The sequence below is a fragment of the Variovorax sp. 01N429 genome (assembly GCF_056399425.1).
Genome location: NZ_JBFTRG010000010.1, coordinates 233,621 through 253,257, shown reverse-complemented (window position 1 = coordinate 253,257; position 19,637 = coordinate 233,621). Strand labels below are relative to the sequence as shown.

The 19,637-nt window shown below is 63.6% G+C and carries 15 protein-coding genes; 11 read left to right on the top strand and 4 right to left on the bottom strand.

Annotated features, from left to right (window positions below; translation table 11 throughout):
- Positions 1-8: 8 nt before the first annotated feature.
- From AC1DSF_RS19410 to AC1DSF_RS19380, 7 genes are read left to right on the top strand one after another with little or no spacing between them, the layout of a single operon-like run.
- A complete protein-coding gene (locus AC1DSF_RS19410) occupies positions 9-1,322 on the top strand; it encodes a Rieske 2Fe-2S domain-containing protein (RefSeq protein ID WP_478183261.1) in 1,314 nt (437 codons plus the stop codon).
- A 15-nt stretch (positions 1,323-1,337) separates the two neighbouring features.
- Positions 1,338-2,606, top strand: coding sequence for a Rieske 2Fe-2S domain-containing protein (locus AC1DSF_RS19405; protein WP_478183260.1), 1,269 nt, complete (start codon positions 1,338-1,340; stop codon positions 2,604-2,606).
- On the top strand, positions 2,607-3,440 hold the full coding sequence (locus tag AC1DSF_RS19400; protein ID WP_478183259.1) for an SDR family NAD(P)-dependent oxidoreductase: 834 nt from the start codon (positions 2,607-2,609) through the stop codon (positions 3,438-3,440).
- Positions 3,437-4,588 (top strand): alpha-hydroxy acid oxidase, encoded by a 1,152-nt coding sequence (locus AC1DSF_RS19395; protein WP_478183258.1) that lies wholly within the window; start codon positions 3,437-3,439, stop codon positions 4,586-4,588. Before AC1DSF_RS19400 ends, AC1DSF_RS19395 begins: the two co-directional genes overlap by 4 nt.
- Positions 4,589-4,599: 11 nt before the next feature.
- Entirely contained in the window at positions 4,600-5,595 is a 996-nt protein-coding gene (locus AC1DSF_RS19390) for a 2-hydroxyacid dehydrogenase (RefSeq protein WP_478183257.1), read from the top strand.
- Complete coding sequence (locus AC1DSF_RS19385) at positions 5,592-6,473, top strand: TIM barrel protein (RefSeq protein ID WP_478183256.1); 882 nt, start codon at positions 5,592-5,594, stop codon at positions 6,471-6,473. The genes AC1DSF_RS19390 and AC1DSF_RS19385 overlap by 4 nt, the downstream gene beginning before the upstream one ends.
- Positions 6,470-7,363 (top strand): alpha/beta hydrolase, encoded by an 894-nt coding sequence (locus tag AC1DSF_RS19380; RefSeq protein ID WP_478143601.1) that lies wholly within the window; start codon positions 6,470-6,472, stop codon positions 7,361-7,363. The genes AC1DSF_RS19385 and AC1DSF_RS19380 overlap by 4 nt, the downstream gene beginning before the upstream one ends.
- Here the strand turns inward: AC1DSF_RS19380 and AC1DSF_RS19375 are convergent.
- The gene (locus tag AC1DSF_RS19375; RefSeq protein WP_478124239.1) at positions 7,360-7,800 is read right to left on the bottom strand and encodes an Lrp/AsnC family transcriptional regulator; all 441 of its coding nucleotides are present in this window, start codon (positions 7,798-7,800) and stop codon (positions 7,360-7,362) included. The two genes, AC1DSF_RS19380 and AC1DSF_RS19375, sit on opposite strands and share 4 nt — an antisense overlap.
- Positions 7,801-7,916: 116 nt before the next feature.
- On the opposite strand from AC1DSF_RS19375, the gene ilvB reads away from it, so the two are divergent.
- Positions 7,917-9,722 (top strand): biosynthetic-type acetolactate synthase large subunit, encoded by a 1,806-nt coding sequence (ilvB, locus tag AC1DSF_RS19370; protein ID WP_478124238.1) that lies wholly within the window; start codon positions 7,917-7,919, stop codon positions 9,720-9,722.
- Positions 9,723-9,857: 135 nt separating this feature from the next.
- On the top strand, positions 9,858-13,415 hold the full coding sequence (locus tag AC1DSF_RS19365) for an indolepyruvate ferredoxin oxidoreductase family protein (RefSeq protein ID WP_478183277.1): 3,558 nt from the start codon (positions 9,858-9,860) through the stop codon (positions 13,413-13,415).
- Here the strand turns inward: AC1DSF_RS19365 and AC1DSF_RS19360 are convergent.
- The 3 genes from AC1DSF_RS19360 to AC1DSF_RS19350 all read right to left on the bottom strand — a co-directional run bounded on the left by AC1DSF_RS19360 (position 13,384) and on the right by AC1DSF_RS19350 (position 17,900).
- On the bottom strand, positions 13,384-14,349 hold the full coding sequence (locus tag AC1DSF_RS19360; protein WP_478124237.1) for a LysR family transcriptional regulator: 966 nt from the start codon (positions 14,347-14,349) through the stop codon (positions 13,384-13,386). The genes AC1DSF_RS19365 and AC1DSF_RS19360 overlap by 32 nt on opposite strands.
- Positions 14,350-14,409: 60 nt before the next feature.
- Positions 14,410-16,089: a tannase/feruloyl esterase family alpha/beta hydrolase gene (locus tag AC1DSF_RS19355; RefSeq protein WP_478124236.1), complete on the bottom strand. Its 1,680-nt coding sequence runs from the start codon at positions 16,087-16,089 to the stop codon at positions 14,410-14,412.
- A 1,193-nt stretch (positions 16,090-17,282) separates the two neighbouring features.
- Positions 17,283-17,900, bottom strand: coding sequence for a TetR/AcrR family transcriptional regulator (locus AC1DSF_RS19350; protein ID WP_478124235.1), 618 nt, complete (start codon positions 17,898-17,900; stop codon positions 17,283-17,285).
- Between the two features lie 138 nt (positions 17,901-18,038).
- Here AC1DSF_RS19350 and AC1DSF_RS19345 point away from each other — a divergent pair, with 138 nt between their 5' ends.
- A complete protein-coding gene (locus AC1DSF_RS19345; protein ID WP_478124234.1) occupies positions 18,039-19,115 on the top strand; it encodes a 2,5-dihydroxypyridine 5,6-dioxygenase NicX family protein in 1,077 nt (358 codons plus the stop codon).
- Positions 19,116-19,152: 37 nt separating this feature from the next.
- The gene (locus AC1DSF_RS19340; RefSeq protein ID WP_478124233.1) at positions 19,153-19,635 is read left to right on the top strand and encodes a CoxG family protein; all 483 of its coding nucleotides are present in this window, start codon (positions 19,153-19,155) and stop codon (positions 19,633-19,635) included.
- Positions 19,636-19,637 lie beyond the last annotated feature (2 nt).

The window sequence follows — 19,637 nt, the reverse complement described above, 5'->3', positions numbered from 1 at the left end:
GATCCCACATGCTTTCCAGTCAAGACAACGAACTGATGTGCCGCACCGGACGCGGTACCGCCATGGGCGACGCAATGCGCCGTTTCTGGCTACCCGCGATCCAGCTCTCGGACGTCCCCGCGCCGGACGGCGAACCCAAGGCGATCGAGTTGCTCGGCGAGAAGTTCATCGTCTGGCGTGACCAGCAGGGCCGCGCCGGACTCTTCGCGGAGCATTGCCTGCATCGTGGTGCGTCCATGCAACTCGCCCGCGCCGAGGGGGACGGGCTTCGCTGCATCTACCACGGCTGGAAGTTCGCTGTGGACGGCCAGGTGCTCGATACGCCGAACGTGGCCGATGCGAAATTCAAGGGGCGCATCAAGGGCCGGACGTATCCCGTGCGCGAGGCCGGCGGCCTGCTTTGGGCATACCTGGGACCGACGGACGAGGTGCCGCCATTCCCGACGTGGTCCTTCATGGCCCAAGACGATGCGCACCGAATCAACGCCGTGGCCGTGGTCAACTGCAATTACGTGCAGGTGATCGAGGGCCTCGTGGATTCATCGCATTTGTCGATCCTGCATTCTTCCGGCCTCGCGAAGACCAACGGCGCGGATCTGGACTTCGCCAAGAAGACCACGCATATGCAGTTCGACGCCTCGCCGACCATCGAGGCGGACGAGACGGACTTCGGGTTCCACTACGTCGCGATGCGCCGCGTCGGCGACAAGCGAATGGCTCGCATCACGTCCTTCATCGCACCGTGCTTCGTCGCCAATCCGAACGGCGACCTCTGGTTTGCCGTGGTGCCCGTCAACGATGAGCGCTGCAACTTCTTTCATGTGTGGTGGAACCCGCAGACGGCGATCGGGACCGAGCCGCTGCGGACCCAGCAGCTCGCATTCGTCGGTCTGGACGAGCCGACCCTGACCAAGTACGGGATGACAGCCGAGACCTGCGATGGCGAGCGGACGATGTCATGGCGCAACGGCTACCGCCAAGACCGCGTTGTGCAGCGTCAGGGTCATTTCACCGGCTTCGACAGCTTCACCCAGGAGGATGCCGCATGCAGCGTCTCCAGTGGGGCGCTTCGTGATCGCTCGCAGGAGATGCTGTCCGCGGCAGACGTCGCCATCGCGCGCCTCTATCGCAGCTTGCTTGCGTGCGCAAAGGCCGCACGAGACGGACGGGAGATCGTTGGCTCCCGCGCGGCGGCCCCAGAGGCGATCGGCATCTCCTCCGAGATCGGACTGGACCAGGACTGGCGAACTCTGGTGCCTCACCACAGCATCACATCCCGGCCGGCCTCACAAGGCGCCCGCGAAGAGCAGTCAACGCACTAAACACAGGAGCTTGTAATGTTGAATCGTCAAGACAACGAACTGATCTGCCGCGTCGGCCCCGGGACGCCTATGGGAAACATGATGCGTCGCTATTGGCATCCCATCTGCACTTCAATGCAGTTGAGCCAGCCCGACGCTCCGCCGCTGCGTGTGCGCTTGCTCGGCGAGGACTACGTGGCATTCCGTGACAGCCAGGGCAGGGTCGGCGTGATGGAGGAGCTCTGTATGCACCGTGGCGCATCGCTAGCGCTCGGAAGGGTGGAGGAGGGCGGCCTTCGATGCCTGTACCACGGGTGGAAGTTCGATGTGACCGGCGCAGTGCTGGAGACGCCCAACAACAGTGATCCAAAGTACCGCTTGCGCATGAAGGCACCGGCCTTCCCCGTTCGCGAGGACGGCGGCCTCGTCTGGGCCTATGTGGGTCCGAAGGAACTGCAGCCCGAGTTCTCTCGCTATGCATTCATGGACGCGGACCCTTCGCATCGCGTGGTTCTCCGGATCAACGTGCATTGCAATTACCTGCAGTTGGTCGAGGGCGGCGAAGATTCCTCCCACGTGGGCGTGTTGCACACCAACATGGCGCGACCGGGCTGGAAAGACGGTGACTTCCAGCAGAACCCGGATGTGGCGAACCCCGCAGCGCTGTCCTCGAATGACCTCGAGCCGAGTCTCAAGATGGAAGAGACGGCATTTGGCTTTCAGTATGTGGCCCTGCGCAAGACCACCCAGGCGGGTGTCAAGAATGCCCGCGTGGTTCCGTTCATCGTTCCCTATGGGCGCGTCATTCCGGCGCCCGCATTCCAGTTCACCGTGCTGGAGGTCCCGGAAGACGACACGCACACCAGCACCTACATCGTGGTGCACGGCAATGCGCCCGTGTCCGAAGACAAGATCGTCGAGTTGCTGGGTCTGGACGACATGCGCTACTACGACCGCAAGTCGTGTGCATTCACAGCGTCGTGGGCTGACGCTTTCGGCCAGAACCGGGAGCGCATGCAGGAGAACTGGACGGGACTGCGCGGCGTCGAGGTGGAGGACGCCGCCATTGCGCTGTCGCAAGGCGCTTTCTACGACCGTTCCAAGGAGCATCTCGTGCCTGCGGACCAGGCTGTGATGCGGGTTCGCCGTACGCTGCTCGACTCGGTGAAACGGGTCATGGACGGCAAGCCGCCGGTCGGCGTCGGCGTGGATTTGCGGGGCGTCGGTGCTTGCGATGCGGACCTCCCGGACGGGGCATCGTGGCAGGACTTGCTCCCATCGCACCGCGAAGCTGTGGCGGCCTGAATGAGCACCACTGCCAAACCCACGGCCGGTACGCCGGCGAACTACCTGTCCCTCTTGCGCCTGGACGGCCGCGGCTTCGTGGTCTTGGGCGCGGGACAGGGGATCGGTGAACAGGTTGCGCATGCGCTCGCCCAGGCCGGCGCTCGCGTGCTGTGCGTGGACCGAGACGAGCAACTCGCGCGCAGCATTGCGGAGTCGGTCGAGGGCATCGCGTGTGCGGCGGACGTCACGTCTCGCGCGGACATGCAGCGCGTTCTCAATACGGCTCGGAAGGCGTTCGGCCGAGTCCACGGCGTGATCGACATCATCGGCGTCGCAGGGATCAAGCCGCTTTCCGCCGTCGATGATGCCGGCTGGAACCAGCAGTTCGACATCGTGCTTCGCCATGCCTATCTCGCGATCCAGATTGCCGGAGAGATGATGGCTGCGGACGGCGGCGGAGCCATCGCGTTCGTCGGTTCGATGTCGGGCAACCGTGCGGTCCCGAATCAGACCGCCTATGCGGTCTCCAAGGCGGCCTTGCACCACCTGGTGCGATGTGCGGGTGCGGAGTACGCACGGCGCCAGGTGCGAATCAATGCCGTCGCCCCAGGCTACGTTCGCACGCCGCGCCTGAATCAGCGGCTGGGCGAAGAAGCATGGGACGCGATCAGCCGTGTGATTCCCATGGGCCGCCCGGCGACACCCGCTGAGATCGCCGGGCCTTTGCTGTTTCTCGTGTCGGACCTCAGCGCCCACATGACAGGCGAGGTGATGGCAGTGGACGGCGGCGCCGGCGTCATGGCGGCGTTTCCCGACGTGAAATTCGGCCCTTCGGCGAGCGCCACACCTTGACCTCTTTGAAAGAAGCGCATTCGATCGAAGATCTGCGGCGATTGGCGCAGCGGCGGCTGCCTCGTGGCGTATTCGACTTCTTCGATGGCGGTGCGGAAGATGAAACCACCCTGCGCGCCAATCGCGAAGGCTTCGAGCGCATCCGGCTGCGCCCGCGCCTGCTCGTGGACGTGCAGCATCCGGATCTTTCCACTCAGGTCGTGGGAGGGCCGTCGGCTGCGCCGATCGTGATTGCACCGACCGGTGCGATTGGCGCGGGCTGGCCGCACGCGGACCTTGCCATTGCGCGGGTGGCCGCACGCCTGGGAATTCCCTACACGCTCTCCACCACCGCGACTTCGTCGATTGAGGACGTTGCCAGGCATGCCGGAGGACGGCTCTGGTTCCAGCTCTATGTGCTGCGGGACAAGGCGTTTACCGCTGCACTGCTGCAACGCGCGGCGTCCGCCGGCTTCGAAGCCTTGGTCGTGACGCTGGACCTGGCCACGGGCGGCAAACGAGAGCGAGACTTGCGCAATGGCTTCACCGTGCCGCTGCGACGCGACTGGCGCACCGCTCGCGATTTCGCGACGCACCCGGCCTGGTGTTGGCAAATGCTTCGTCAGGGGCCACCGCGTTTCGAGAATCTTCGCGGCTTCGAGGGCAATGCCGACACGCGCATGTCGATCGCGGCGAAGGTCGGCCAAAGCCTGGACGCTTCATTCGACTGGGCTGCCCTGGAGCGGCTGCGCGGCCAGTGGTCGGGCAAGCTGATGGTCAAGGGGGTTGCGAGCGCAGAAGATGCAGGCCGGCTCGCCGCGCTCGGTGTCGACGCGATCTGGGTCTCGAACCACGGCGGTCGCCAGCTCGACGGGGCCGTCGCGGCGGCGGATGTCTTGCCGGACGTGGTGCAGGCGGTCCGCAGCAGAGTGCCGGTACTGATCGATTCGGGCGTACGCCGCGGGGTCGACGTCGTGAAGGCACTCGCGCTGGGCGCGCAGGCCGTGGCGATCGGTCGCGCCACGTTGTATGGCGCCGCGGCCGCCGGCGAGGCAGGCGCGGAGAAAGCGCTCGACATCCTGACGGACGAACTGAGGCGAGCAATGCAGTTGTGCGGAGCGCCAACCGTGAAGCACATCAACGCAGGTCTTGTGGACCGCGCACGTTAGGAAAGGATGTGATGGACAAGCCCCGGCTCCTCATCACGCGCCAGCTCACCGAGCAGGTGCTGCGCGAGGCGGATGAACAATTTGAGGTAACGCTCTGGCCGCACGATGAACCGATCGGCGAGGCGCTCGAGAGCTGGTCGAGCGGATGCGACGCGGCCCTCGTGATGGCCACCGACCGGCTCGACCGCGCACGCCTCCAGACACTCGCGCGGCACGCCCGCGGCGTCGCGACCTATTCGGTCGGCTACGACCACATCGACCTCGATGCGGCCACCGCACTCGGATTGCCGGTCTTCTACACGCCCGATGTGTTGAGTGACGCGGTGGCGGAAACGGCCATGCTCCTGATCTTGTCCGCCGCCCGCGATGCCTCGTCCGCCGAGGCCGTGCTGCGTTCCGGAGAGTGGGGGCCCTGGTCGCCGACGAGATTTCTAGGGCGGCAGTTGACCGGGCGCTCTCTCGGCATCTTCGGCATGGGCCGGATTGGTCTTGCGCTTGCAAAGCGGGCGAGCGGGTTCGGAATGAGGGTTCACTATCACAACCGCTCGCCGCTGCCCGAGCAGGGTGCGTCGTTCGATCTCACGTACCACTCGACCCTCGAATCCTTGCTGGGCGCCAGTGATGTCTTTTGCGTCTGCGCACCGTCGACGCCCTCGACTCGAGGGGGCCTGGATGCTCGTCGCCTCGGATTGCTGCCGCCCGGCGCCGTTTTCGTCAACATCGCGCGGGGCGACTTGGTGGACGAGGACGCGTTGATCGAAGCCATTGCATCGCGCCGAATCGGAGCCGCGGGACTCGACGTTTTTCGGAATGAACCGCGGATCGATGAACGCTATCTGCGATTGCCGCGGACCACGCTTCTGCCGCACATCGGCAGCGCAACCTTCGAGGCACGCGCGGCGATGGGAAGCGTTGTGCTGCGAGCCCTCGCGCGCTGGCTCAACGAGCGGCAGCCCTCGGACAACTGCCTCAACCCATCGACGCTTCAGGCAAGGCACCTCGCATGACCTGGTCGCTGCGCTATGCGCCTCATCTGGGCTACCGCCCTCCATTTCAACCGCTTTTCACGGCGATGGTCGGCTCGGAGGATCCGCTGGAACACATCCAATTTGCGGCGGACCAGGGCTTCGCAGGCGTCCTCTATGCAGCCGCACGTGCACGTCCGGCGGCGGAGCAGCAGAGGGTGGGCGACGCGTTGGCGGCGCACGGGCTCGAAGCAGGTTGCATGCTCTACACGACCTTCGATCAGCTTCGCAACACGAGTTGGGCGACCGACAGCAAGGAAGCGCGCGCATGGATCGAGGCCGAACTCGCGCAGGCCGTGGCGGCGGCGCATCGGGTCGGCTCCAAGCGCCTGGCAGTGCTCGGTGGCGCGCAGCCGCAACTGCCGATCGCCTACCAGCACGCCGCGCTGGTGCAGAACCTGCGATATGCAGGAGACATTGCCGCGCGCGCCGGCCTCACGCTCTGCCTCGAGACCTTGAGCCGCAAGAGCATTCCGAACATGCTGCTGCAGCACATGCCCGATGCGATCGCGGTCGCACAGGCCGTGAATCATCCCGCGGTGCGCCTGATCTTCGACACCTCCCACGTGCAGGTGATGGACGGCGACCTGCTCTTTCATCTGGAGCAGGTCTGGGATTGGATCGAAATCGTGCAACTGGCCGACAACCCGGGACGAATGGAGCCGGGAAGCGGAGAGATCAATTTCGAGAGCCTGCTGCGGCTGTTGTGGAGGCGCGACTACCGAGGTTTGGTCGAACTCGAATACGGCTGGCGAACGCCGGGCCTGGACAGCGAGCGCCTTGGGCTGGCGATGCTCCGCCGGCTCGATGCCGCAGCGAGCGACGCGCGCTCGCATCATTTATCTGGAGATCAAGCATGACGACCCCCGACACCCATTGCACATCGGCCATCAAGATGGGAATCCGCGCACTCGGCGCTAAGTTCGACCCCGAAGTTCTCGCCGCGACCCGAGCGATCTATCGGTCCGCCCTGAATCTGGACGAGGCAGCGCATGAGCAGATCGACGTGCCCTACGGTAGTCATGCGCGGCATCGGCTGGACATCTACGGACCTGCGGGTCAGCCGCGCGCGATCGTGGCTTTCATTCATGGTGGAGGCTTTGTTGCCGGTGACAAGAACGCGGATGGCGTCTTCTATCGCAACGTGGGTCGTTGGCTCGCTCGCAACGGCTATCTGGCGGTGCTGCCCAACTACCGCCTTGCGCCGGCAGACGGATGGCCCGCCGGAGCGCGGGACGTTCAGGCGGCGCTGCAGTGGATTGAGGAGCAACGCAAAAGCCTTGGCGCGCAGCATGCGCCGCTGGTTCTGTGGGGCCAGTCCGCCGGTGCCAGCCATGTAGCGACCTGGCTGTTCGACGATCGGGCTCGCGGCAGCGATCCTGTGCATGTCGCGGCCATCATGCTGATGAGCGGCTTCTACAGTGCCGTTGCTCCGCTGCCCGCCGGCCCGAAAGCCTATTTTGGCGAGGACACGGCGCTGTACGTCGAGCGTTCGCCGCTGACACACGTGCGCGCCGTCGACACGCCCATCTGGATGGGTCTCGCGGAACTCGATCCAGGTTGGATAGCCCAGCAGACCTATGCGATGGCACGGGCGCTCACGATCGCCATCGGGAGCAGCCCGGGCTTTCATCTCTTCCGCGGTCACAACCACGTGTCGGCGCTGCACAGCCTCGGTTCGCCCCAGCAAGACGCGGGGGACGAAGTGCTCCGCGTCCTCGAAGACGTCATCGCGCGGCAAGCCGCCTAGAGCGGGATGCTTGCCTCTTTGAGCACCCGGAGCACAAAGCTCGACTTGCTGTGCCGGATTCCGGGAATCTTGTAGAGCTTCTCGCGAAGCAGCCGCTCGTAGTCGCGCGTGTCGCGCACCGCGATGCGGATGTAGTAGTCGTAATCGCCCGAGACCAGGTAGGCCTCCTGGATCTCGGGGATGGCGGCGAGCGCGCGTCCGAACTCGTAAAGCGTTTCGTCGGTGTGGCTTTCGAGCGTGAGTTGAACGATGACGAAATCGTTGTAGCCGAGCTTGACCGCGTCGAGGTCGACCGTATAGCGCTTGATCACGCCCTGCGCTTCGAGCTTCTTGATGCGCGTCCAGCAACTGGTGGCCGAGAGGCCCACTGCCGCACCGATCTCCTGCAGGGTCTTGCGCGAGTCCTTGCGCAACTCACGCAGGATGGCGATGTCCATCCTCTCCGATGATTCTTCGGAAGAAAGCGAAGAAGGCGGATTGGTTTTCATGTATGGGGCCTAAAGCATGGGAAAGAATGAAGCCTATTCTGCGCGATCGGCGAAAAAATGCAGGCATGGAACTGCTTTCTGCCCAAAGACATCTGCCGCCCGCTGCGGCGCCCTCCCTGCCACGCGTGCGCAATGGCGCAGCCGCTGTACTCGACACCCTGATCGAATGCGGCGTCGACACCCTCTTTGGATACCCGGGCGGCGCCGCATTGCCGCTATACGATGCCTTGCACGGCGAGCCGCGACTGCGCCACGTGCTTGTGCGACACGAGCAGGCGGCCGTTCATGCGGCAGAGGGCTACGCGCGCACGACAGGCCGTGTCGGCGTGGTGCTGGTCACCTCCGGGCCGGGCGTGAGCAACACCATCACCGGGCTGCTCGACGCGATGAGCGATTCGATCCCCGTTCTGTGCATCAGCGGGCAGGTCGCCACGGCCGTCATCGGAACCAATGCGTTCCAGGAAAGCGATGCGCTGGGCATGTCACGCCCGGTGACCAAGTGGAACTACCAGCCGCGCATGGCTGACGAAATCCCCGATGTGATACGCCGTGCACTCGACATCGCGGCGTCGGGTCGCCCCGGGCCGGTGCTGATCGATGTGCCGAAGGATGTGCAGCTGACGCCGCTTGGGCTGCCGGGCAGGGCGCCTGCACGAGTCCCGCGCAAGCCGCGAGCCGATACAACGCCCCTGACGCCCGCGAGGCCCGCGGCGGGCGCACTGCAACGCGCTGCGGACCTGCTGTCGACCGCGCGGCGGCCGATCTTCTATGGAGGCGGCGGGCTGGTGAACTCCGGGGCTCTCGCGTGCGAGAGCTTCGCTCGGTTGGTTCGCCGGCTCAATGCGCCCTGCACCTTGACGTTGATGGGCTTGGGCGCGTTTCCGGCATCGGATCCGCACTTTGTCGGCATGCTCGGCATGCACGGCGCGCTGGAAGCCAATCTCGCAATGCATGAGGCCGACCTCGTCGTGTGCGTTGGTGCGCGCTTCGATGACCGGGTGACGGGCAAGCTCGACGAGTTCTGCCCTCACGCGCGCAAGATTCACATCGACATCGATCCAGGCAGCATCAACAAGGTCGTGAAGGTCGACGTGCCCATCGTGGGCGACTGCGGCGAAGTGCTCAGGGCGCTGCTTGCGATGCCGGAACTGCAGACGTTGCCGGCACAGCGGCTGGCACCGTGGTGGGAGCGCATCGGGCGCTGGCGAGCCGAGCGCTGCTTCGAGTTCTCGGCGCGCGCCGATGTGATCCTGCCGCAATCGTTGATGGCTTCGCTCCAGCGCTCGGTGCAGGGCCGGGATGCGATCGTCTCGACCGACGTCGGGCAGCACCAGATGTGGGCTGCGCAGTATCTTCGCTTCGAGCGGCCCGGACGTTGGCTGACTTCGGGCGGTGCCGGAACCATGGGCTACGGACTTCCCGCGGCCATAGGCGCTCAGATCGCCCATCCAGACGCTTTGGTCGTTTGCGTGAGTGGTGATGCATCCGTGCTGATGAACATCCAGGAGCTCTCGACAGCCGTGCAGCACCGCACCCCTGTAAAGCTGGTGCTGTCGAACAACGGCTACATGGGCATGGTGCGCCAGTGGCAGGAACTGAATCACGGCAACCGCCTGAGTCACAGCTGGAACGAGGCGCTGCCCGATTTCGTTGCACTGGCAAAGGCCTTCGGCTGGGGCGCACGGCGGGTGTCCGATCCGGGCGAACTGGAAGCCGCACTGGCCGAATGCCTGGCCTTCGAGGGGCCCTTCTTTCTGGACGTGCACGTGGCCGCGCAGGAGAACTGTTTTCCGATGATGCCGTCCGGACATGGCCACCATCGTGTGCTGCTGGGCAAGGACCGTTGGTACGAGGAGGAGCCGAACGCCTGATTGCCTGATACATCGAACCAGTTTTCGTGCAGCAATGCGACCGGCGGGCTACCCGCCGCCGATCGCCCGACACGCACCGCCGTTTACCGATGGCCGAGCGTGCCTTGTGTGATTCCTACCGGATTCCGAACCATGATGACAATACCCGAGCTCGCCAGCGTTTCGCTGGACGACAAGTACACATCGACCACCGGCCGCGTCTACCTGAGTGGCATTCAGGCGCTGGTGCGCCTGATGCTCGCGCAGCGTTGGCGGGACCAGGCCAACGGCCTGAACACCGCAGGGTTCGTATCCGGCTATCGTGGCTCGCCGCTAGGAGGCATTGACGAGGCCTTTTGGCACGCCCAAAAGCACCTCGATGACAACGGCATCAAGTTTCTGCCGGGCGTCAATGAAGAGTTGGCGGCAACGGCCGTCTGGGGCACGCAGCAGGTTCACCTGACGGGTGAGAGCCTGGTCGATGGCGTCTATGCCATGTGGTACGGCAAGGGTCCTGGCGTGGACCGCTGCGGCGACGTCTTCAAGCACATGAGCCATGGCGGCACTTCGCCGCATGGCGGCGTTCTGCTCGTGGCCGGCGATGACCATGGCGCGTACTCCTCGACGCTGCCCAACCAGAGTGATCACATCTTCTCCGCGGCCATGATCCCGATGCTCTACCCGCAGAGCGTGGAGGAATACATCGAGCTCGGCCTGCATGGCTTCGCGATATCGCGCTTTGCAGGCTTGCCGGTGGGCTTCAAGGCGCTTGCCGATACGGTCGAGTCATCGGGACCTATCTCCGCTGACGCAGCGGGCGTGCAAACCCTGCTGCCTCGCGATTTCGTGTTCCCGACCGGCGGTGTCCATGCCCGGTTGTCCACCGACACGCTCGGTGTTCAGGCGCGCAAGCAAGAAGCATTGATGCAGGACTACAAGATCTATGCCGCCATCGCCTACGCGCGCGAGAACCGGCTCAACCACGTCACGATTGACTCGCCACGAGCCAAGCTCGGCATCGTTGCGTCGGGTAAGTCATACCGCGACGTACTGGAGGCTCTGGAAGAACTCGGCATCGACGCCGACGTGGCTTCGCGCATTGGTGTGCGGGTGTTCAAGGTCGCAATGCCCTGGCCGCTCGAACCGGATTCGATCCGCGAATTCGCGGCCGGTCTCGACGAGATTCTGGTGGTCGAAGAGAAGCGCCAACTCGTTGAATACCAACTCAAGGAACACCTCTACAACTGGCGCGAGGACGTGCGGCCGCGCGTCATCGGCAAGTTCGACGAGGCCGGCGAATGGGCGCATCCACGGGGGAACTGGCTGCTGCCGGCAACGGCCGACTTTTCGGTCGCGCAGATCGCGCGAGTGGTCGCAGGGCGCATCGCGCGCTTCCACACGAGCGACATGATTCGCGCCCGGCTGGCGATCCTCGATGCCAAGGACGTCGTTCTCGGCAAGGCGGTCGCGACTCCGTCTCGCCCGGCGTGGTATTGCTCGGGCTGCCCGCACAACACCTCCACCAAGGTGCCCGAAGGCAGCCTTGCACTGGCCGGCATTGGCTGTCACGTGATGGCCACGGCCATCTATCCGCAGCACAACAAGACCACGACCCACATGGGCGGGGAGGGCGCACCCTGGTTGGGGCAGGCCTGGTTTTCCCGGCGCAAGCACGTGTTTGCAAACCTGGGCGACGGCACCTATTACCACTCCGGATCGATGGCGATCCGCGCGGCTGTCGCGGCGGATGTCCGTATCACCTACAAGATCCTCTACAACGACGCCGTGGCAATGACGGGTGGTCAGCCGGTCGACGGGCCAATCAGCGTTGCGCGCATCGCGCAGCAGGTCGCGGCAGAAGGCGTCAGGCGCATCGCCTTGGTGGCGGAAGATCCGAGCCGCTGGCGCGACCGCACCGGACTGCCGACGGACAGCCCCTCCATGAGATTCACGCTGCATCATCGCGACGAGATGGACGACGTGCAGCGCGAACTGCGCGAATTCGAAGGCGTCTCTGTCCTGATCTATGACCAGGTATGCGCGGCCGAGAAGCGCCGGCGGCGCAAGAAGGGCGAGTTTCCACAGATTGCCAAGCGCGTCTTCATCAATGAGGCCGTGTGCGAGGGTTGTGGCGATTGCGGCGAGCAGTCGAACTGCACGTCGCTGCAGCCTCAGCCGACCGAATATGGCCTCAAGAGGCGCATCGACCAAAGCTCGTGCAACGCCGACTATTCATGCATCAGCGGCTTTTGCCCGAGCTTTGTGAGCGTCGAAGGAGTCAAGCCGCGAAAGAGCAAACCCGTCGACACGAAGTCAGCGGCGAGCTTCGACCTTCCTGAACCTGTGCTGCCCTCGCTCGATCAGATTCACAACACACTCATCACAGGCATCGGAGGTACGGGTGTCATCACGATCGGCGCGCTCATCGGCATGGCGGCGCATCTGGAGGGCAAGGGCGTCAGCGTGCTCGACATGACTGGCATGTCGCAGAAGAACGGCTCGGTGACTTCGCACGTTCGCATTGCGACGAACAGCGCGCAATTGAAGGCGCAACGCATTCCGACGGGCGAGGCGGATCTCGTCCTGGGCTGCGACATGCTCACCACAGGCGCACCCGATGCCATCGCCAAGATGCGGCCGGGGCGCACCTATGCGCTGGTCAATACATTCGAACAGCCCACGGGCGAATTCGCACAGAACGCGGACTGGGCGTTTCCGGCAGCGCAGGTGAGAGAACTGATCGAAGAGTCAGTCGATCGACGCGTGGACTTCGTGGACGCTACGCGGCTGGCGACCCGCCTCATGGGGGATGCGATTGCAGCCAACCTGTTTCTGCTCGGGTTCGCATTCCAGAAGGGTGCCATACCACTGACATCTGGAGCGCTGATGAAGGCTATCGAGACTAACGGAGTGGCTGTGAAGGCCAATCAGATCGCGTTTCAGTGGGGACGAAAGGCCGCTCTGGATCTGGCAGCGGTCGCAAGGGAAGCCTCGCCTGTGCAGGCGGTCACGGTGCACAGGAGGAAGTCCCATGCTTCGCTCGTTGCTCACCGCGTCGCCTTCCTTACCGACTACCAGGACGCCAGCTATGCAAAGCACTACGAAGATTTCGTCGCACGCGTGCGGCAGATCGAACTGGAGCACGGCGGCACCGGTGAACTGGCGGATGCCGTTGCCGCGAATCTCTTCAAGCTGATGGCATACAAGGACGAATACGAAGTCGCACGCCTTTACACCGACGGAACCTTTCTTGAGAAGCTGCAAGAGGCTTTTGAGGGAAAGCCAAAGTTGACCTTCCACCTGGCTCCGCCGATCTTCGCAAGGCGCGATCGCCACGGCCTACCGGTCAAGCAGACCTTTGGACCTTGGATGTTGCATGCATTCCGAGTTCTTGCCTCATTGCGTCGGCTGCGCGGTACGCGCCTGGATGTCTTCGGCGGAACAGCCGAAAGGCGAATGGAACGGGAGTTGATTCAGGACTACCGACGGACGATTGAGCAGGTGATTGCCCGCATTGAAACCGAAGGTTGGGACTCGGCGCGTGATTTCGCTTTGGCGATTGCGCGCCTGCCGGAGCAGATCCGCGGCTACGGCCATGTCAAGGCGGAAAGCATCATTGCGGCGCGCGTGCGTTGGACAAGCTTGATGCAGCAGCTATCGACGGTCTCTCGTTCTCGCGCGCCTATGGATGAAGCGGAACGACAGCATTGGTGACCCGCATGGGCGCCAGCAAGTCAGACAGAAAATCCAGCAGTGCGCGGGTCTTGGCGGGAGCGAGGTGGGACGCCGTCAACGCATAGACGGGCAAGCTCGACGCATTCCATTTCTCGAGCACCTGCACCAGGCGGCCGGCCTGGACTTCAGGGCCTGCGAATACGTCGGCCAAGACGGCGATGCCGTTGCCGGCCAGGGCAAGATTCCGAATGAAGCGAACATTGTTGGCAGCAGCGCGCCCTTGCACGTCCACGGCCACAGATCTCCGGCCCGCGTGCAGCGTCCAGCGTCGCTCCGGTTGCTCTGTTCCACGCTCACTGCGCAGCACACACTGATGCCGCGCCAGATCATGTGGAGCAAGCGGCTGCCCATGGCCCGACAGGTACTCTGGCGAGGCATAGAGGCAGCGGGGCAAATCGCCAAGCTTGCGGACCACGAGCGAGGAGTCCGGGAGCTCTCCCATGCGCACTGTGACGTCATACCGCTCGGCGAGCGGATCCATCCATTTCGGAGTGAAGTGCAGTTCGAGCGTCACGTCCGGATACCGGTCCAGAAACTCTCGAACCTTATCAGCCGTGAATCGAACGGTGAAATCGATTGGAGCGGCCATCCGCAGGTGGCCCTTCGGTTTGGCAGGCGCAGTCTGAGCCAGTTGTGTGGCTTGGATGATTTCGTGCATTCCGCGACTGCATTGCTCGAAATAGCTCTTACCTTCATCCGTAAGAACCAGCGTTCGCGTGGTGCGGTTGATCAACTTGATTCCGAGCTCTTTCTCTAGTGCCGCGACGCTTCTTGAGGTCGACGACTTCGGCATGTCGAGGGTTTCTGCCGCAGCGGTGAAGCTTCCGGCCTTCGCCACTTCAAGGAAGACCCGAACGTTGTGAACCGTTGCTGGCTTCAAATGCGCACTCCAATTGTTCCAGTCCATGAACATTGTTGTCGATCGGGTGCTCCTTTTGAATTTGTTTCGACTTCAGGACTTTGGCTGGCACTCCTATCTGCAATAAAAATTGCTGGCCCCATTCGTGTCTCCGCTGCCTTTGTAGACAGGCTGGCTCGGATACGGACACAACGGCCGCTGCAGTGAAATCGGCTTGGTGACGTCGCCGTTCTGGAACTTCGTGGCGACGAATATTTCAGGCGCGATACCGCTTTCAACCCAATCGCGCAAGGCGCGCACCGCATCATGTTCAGGATCGTTCGAAACAGTCTGCTGTGCGATCGCGCCAAAGTGCCACGGCCCCTCGCCAGCGCCACCATGGCCCACGCCTGACATCATGAAGAGGCGGTAGAAGTTTTGTTCCGCTGCCCGGTCTCCACCCGATGTGCGGTCCCGAACTTCATCGTAGTACTGCACGATGCGTTCGGGCATCGTCACAGCGTCTTGCCAGCCTTGGTACTGGATCAGTTTGCCTCCCGCCTGCCTGAATGCGCTCAAGTCGGTCTGCTGGTCGACATTCATGAAGCCCAGCGCGCTTTCAACCGAGGGCAAATCGGTGTGGACGTTGAATGTCGAAGCGTCCCACGCGGCATTGCCCAAGGCGATCTTGTAGACGGTAGCCGCATGCGCAGGAGTGGCTGTCACATACCCGAAGCCGATCCAATCGGTCTCGAATCCGTGGAGATATCCCGGGTAGAGATATTCGGAAGTGACTTGATCCCGTAGCGGCGACAGCACATGGGTCAATGCGTCAGCTTGTGCGGCGGTGAAGCAGGTCGAGGGGTCTTGGCCCGACGCGCACAACAGTGAATGCGGGTCCCAGCGGCAGGCGCGTGGGTCGCGCATGATTCCATCCGTCGCACCATCCGCAGCATCGCATGCGGCGATCGACGATCTTCGCGCAAGATTCAGCAGCGCCGTTCCTAGCGGCCCCTGAATGCCGGCTTTCACAAGTTGCTGGCTTGCGAAAAGCTTCTGTGTGGCCACACGGGTCCAGTTGATCAGAGCGGGGCCGGCGAGCACTCCATTGAAATCCGTAGGGTACTTTTGGGCCGACATCAATCCATCCCGTCCTCCTGTTGATGTGCCATTGAAGTACGCATAGGAAGCGGCTTTCGCATAGTAGCCACGGACAATCGCCTTGGAGGCAACCGCCGTTTCGTGCGTTGCGCGATATGCAAAGTCAATGACACGCTCCGGAAAGCCGATGGCCCAACTTGCGTCGCTGACCGCTGTCGCTGTATGACCACCATCCGTGATGGCGATCGCATACCCGGATCGAAGTTGTGGCGCCATCGAGCTCCAATAGGAAGAAAAGGCCGTGCCCCAGCCGTTCTGTCCCAGTTGTTGGTACCGGCCATTCCATGCCGTGGTGGGTAGCCAAAGCTCCATCCCGATCTTCGAACCGGAGACGGGCGTCAGGTTGGCGGTGACCCGGCAAAACGCCGGCAGGTCGGCGAATGCGGTCGTACTTCCGGCCGGCTGGTACGTGCCCGCCGCAACAGCCTGCGTTGCGGTGATGTCCACGTTCGGCAGTTGCAAGCCCCGGACGCTTTCGCAGCTGATGGCTGCCGCAGTCGGTTGTGCCCCGGCTGCGGCCGGCGCAAAGTCATTCCCGCCGCCGCAGGCAACTACGCCCACCACGCTGAGAGCGCAGATAAAAACATGAACACCTGCTCTGACGTACCTGGCTAGCGCGCAGCGTGACACGCTGGAAATCAGCACCATCGACATCTTGTCTCCTTTGTTATGAATGAGAGGTGTAGCCCGCGAATCGCCGGACCAACGACCTCCTGGGCGGCGCCGTTTTCCATCGAGGCGCACGCGCGATACAGCGCTGCAGCATCCTATTGACGAGGGCCCACTGCAAAAATAGCTTTCGTGGAAAACAATGTTTCCGCGCCGGAACAATGGGATGGCGTAGCTCAACGCCCATGTGTGGCGGCTTCGGGACAAAGGGTTAAGCCGTTGTGGGCCGAGCCGCCAACCCGACGACGATGCAAACGGCCTTCGACTGCGCGCCGGATCAGCGCTTTCCGTGTGTGCTTGGCGCTTTCAGCGTTTGATTGACTCGCCTATATCGGCTTCACTTTGAACGGGGCTTCGACAAGCACCAAGTCCATCACGCCTCGCGCGATAGCTCGTGAATCTGGCGCATGCTCTCGCGTTGCTCGGGTGCCTGTTCATACCGTCGAAGTCTTCGGTCTTTGCCACTTCCCGGATCGTTTCCATGGCAACCGATTCGAGCTTGCTGACCTCCTCTTCGAGCCAGTCCGGATTGCATCCTCGGCCTCATTCGCATGAATCACGTTGCGCAGACGTTGCGCGTGTTGGTTTCCTAGGCACAGCATCGCTGGAACGACCGCAGCGCGGCGGATAGCACGCATCTGCTCGCGGGGTCGGAAGTCCGCAACCGCTGCTGCATAGGCAACCTTCAATTTAAAACACTGCGGTGCTCGCCGCAGAGAGCGATTATCCGAAGGGCGAGCCTCATCGCTGAGGCTTCGGGACCGGACAGACTCATCGATGCCGGCGAGCCGGGTGTTTGTGACAAGGTCGGCCTCGAGTGCGAAAGGACAGCCCAAAGCTGGTGTGAGCCCATGTCCTACCGCGAAAGCTACTACCAGGTGTGAGGGGCAGATGGTGCGAGCGTTGGCGTCCCACTCCGGTGTGCGTTTTGCCCTTGACTTCACGAAGTTCCTGTCGATGCGGCGGTGGCGAAAGAGCCGAAACTCCGAGAATGAAAGACTGGTATGTTCCTTCGCCCAGCGGAGACACGAACTCCGCGTTTGAGGCGGGCGGAGCAGGGCGGTCATGGAACTCGACGAAGCGACCGATGGTGCGGTCCCCGAGGGCAGTTGGAGAAAGTCGCGCGGGCATGCGGCGCAATGCGGAACGACGGCCAGCGAAGCGTGGAGACGTTACGCTCAGTCGGACGACTCCACCCGCATGCCCGTGCCGTCGTCGCCCGCCCTGGGCGATGCAGTGCCCAGCATCCCGCAGAAAAGGCGTGCCGCGTTGGCGTTGAACGCCATGCCATGGTCGAGCTGGACGTTCATCGCGAAGCCATCGAAGGCCATGAGCACGATCCCTGCGATGACCTTGCTCTCGGCCTTCGTGACGGCGAGGCAGTCGGCAAGCCAGAGTGCGACGCGTTCCTGGAACAGCTCGCGCAAGTGCGGGCTGTAGTCGTCGCCGCCGCGGGTCGTCGAGAGCGCCTGCATGATGTTCTTGGCGAAGCCGTTGTTCTCGCGCGGCAGGTCACGCCACAGGATGACGAGCAGGCGCTCGAGCCGCTCTCGCGGCGAGCCGACCCGCTTCAGGGAACGATCGAGCCGGTCGAGGCGCTCCTTGAGCCAGGGTTCGTACAGCGCGTAGAGGATGTCGAGCTTCGAGCGGAAGTAGACATAGACGTTCGCGGTCGATATCCCGGCCTCGCGCGCGATCGCGGGGATTGAGCTGTCGCTGTAGCCCTGTGCGGTGAACAGCCTGAAGGACGCTGCAAGGATCGCCTCGCGCACATCTTTCTTCTTCGTCTGTGACATGGGATCCGGTCCTGTTCCAAAGGGTGGTGAAGGATTCTCTCAAAAATGAATGGTATTCGCTATTGACATCCATTTGCTCGATTCCTAAAGTAGTTCCCAATCCGCCGATTGGCTGGCGGGCACCAGAGGATTCCACCGATGCAAGCAGCGATCCGCACCCAGGAGCTCAACCCCGCAAAGCTCATGTCCCTCTTTCGCAAGCAGTTCGAGTTGTGCCGGGTCGGGCCCGGGCAGACCGTCGCGATCGTTAGCGATCTCGGGACGCGTCGCGAGTACATCGAGGCCGCCTTCGCGGCCGCGCAGGACATCGGCTTCGACATCTACGAGATGTGCGTCAACGCGATTCCCGGATGGACCAGCGTGGGGGTCGCGACCATCGGGAAATGCAAGGGTACGCTCGAGGCGCTGATGGCGGTCGATTTGGTGCTGATCTTCCACGTGCCGCTGTTCTCCAAGTGGCTGCGCGACGTGCAGGCCAAGGGCGTGCGCGTCCAGATGATCATCGACGCGCCGGACGATCTCTATCAGCTGCAGTCGCCGCCCGGCCTGAAGGAGGCCGTGCTGCATGCGCAGTCGCTCTACCAGAAGACGCGTGAAGTGCGTGTGACGAGCCGGGCCGGGACCGACCTTACGTACCGGTGCGGCGAGTACCCAGTCATGAGCCAGTACGGCATGGCGGATGAGCCCGGGCGCTTCGATCACTGGGGCGTAGGACTGCTGCACACCTTTCCGAACGAGGGCAGCGCCCAGGGCCGCGTGGTGATCGCACCGGGCGACATCGTGATCCTTCCGTACTGCCGCTATGTGCAGGACGCGATCGAGCTCGAGATTCGGGACGGCCACATCGTGAGCATCGAAGGCGGGCTCGACGCGGCGCTGATGCGCGAGTGGCTGGGCGACGGCAAAGTGAGCGAGGGCGACCGCGACCCCTACGCGCTCTCACATCTGGGCTGGGGGCTCAATCCGCAGTGCCGCTGGGATTCCCTCGCGCTGCATGGCGATGCGCCCGAGCGCAGCCGCGCCGCGGCGCGCAGCTTCCCGGGCAACTTCCTGTTCTCGACCGGTCCCAACACGCAAGGCGGCGGCAAGCGCACGACGCGCGGCCACTACGACGTGCCGATGCGCAACTGCACCATCGCGCTCGACGGCAACGTCGTGGTGAAGGACGGCCGCGTGGCCGATCCGAAGATGGTTGTCGAGCGCGTGCCACGCTGATGACAAACGAGTCCATTTCTCCGCGGAGCCCCACTTCATGCTGATCGAAGGTCAATTCCCCATCGCGGCGGCGCCGCAGACCCTGCTGGTCCACCTGTTCGACGCGGGCCTGATGGCCTCCTGCCTGCCGGGCTGCGAGAAGCTCGAGGCCATCGATGCCGACCGCTATCGCGCTGTCGTCGCGATCGCGATGGCCGGCATCAAGGCGCGCTTCGACCTGCAGGTGCAGATCACCAAGCGCGACGAGCAGAACGTCTGGGCTCTCACACGCGGCGACGAGGGCGGCCACGCCAGCAGCCTGCAGGCGGACAGCCGCGTGAGCCTGGAGCCGACGCCCGAGGGCACGCTGGTGCACTACCGCTCCGAGGTTTCCGTCACCGGCCGGCTCGGCCGCTTCGCGCTGGGCATGATGAAGAAGAAGGCGCAGAGCATAGGCGACGAATTCGCCGCGAACCTGCAGCGCAAGCTTGAGCAACTCGGCGCGGCCGCCACGCAGGCTGCGGCGCCAGCGAGCCACTGAGC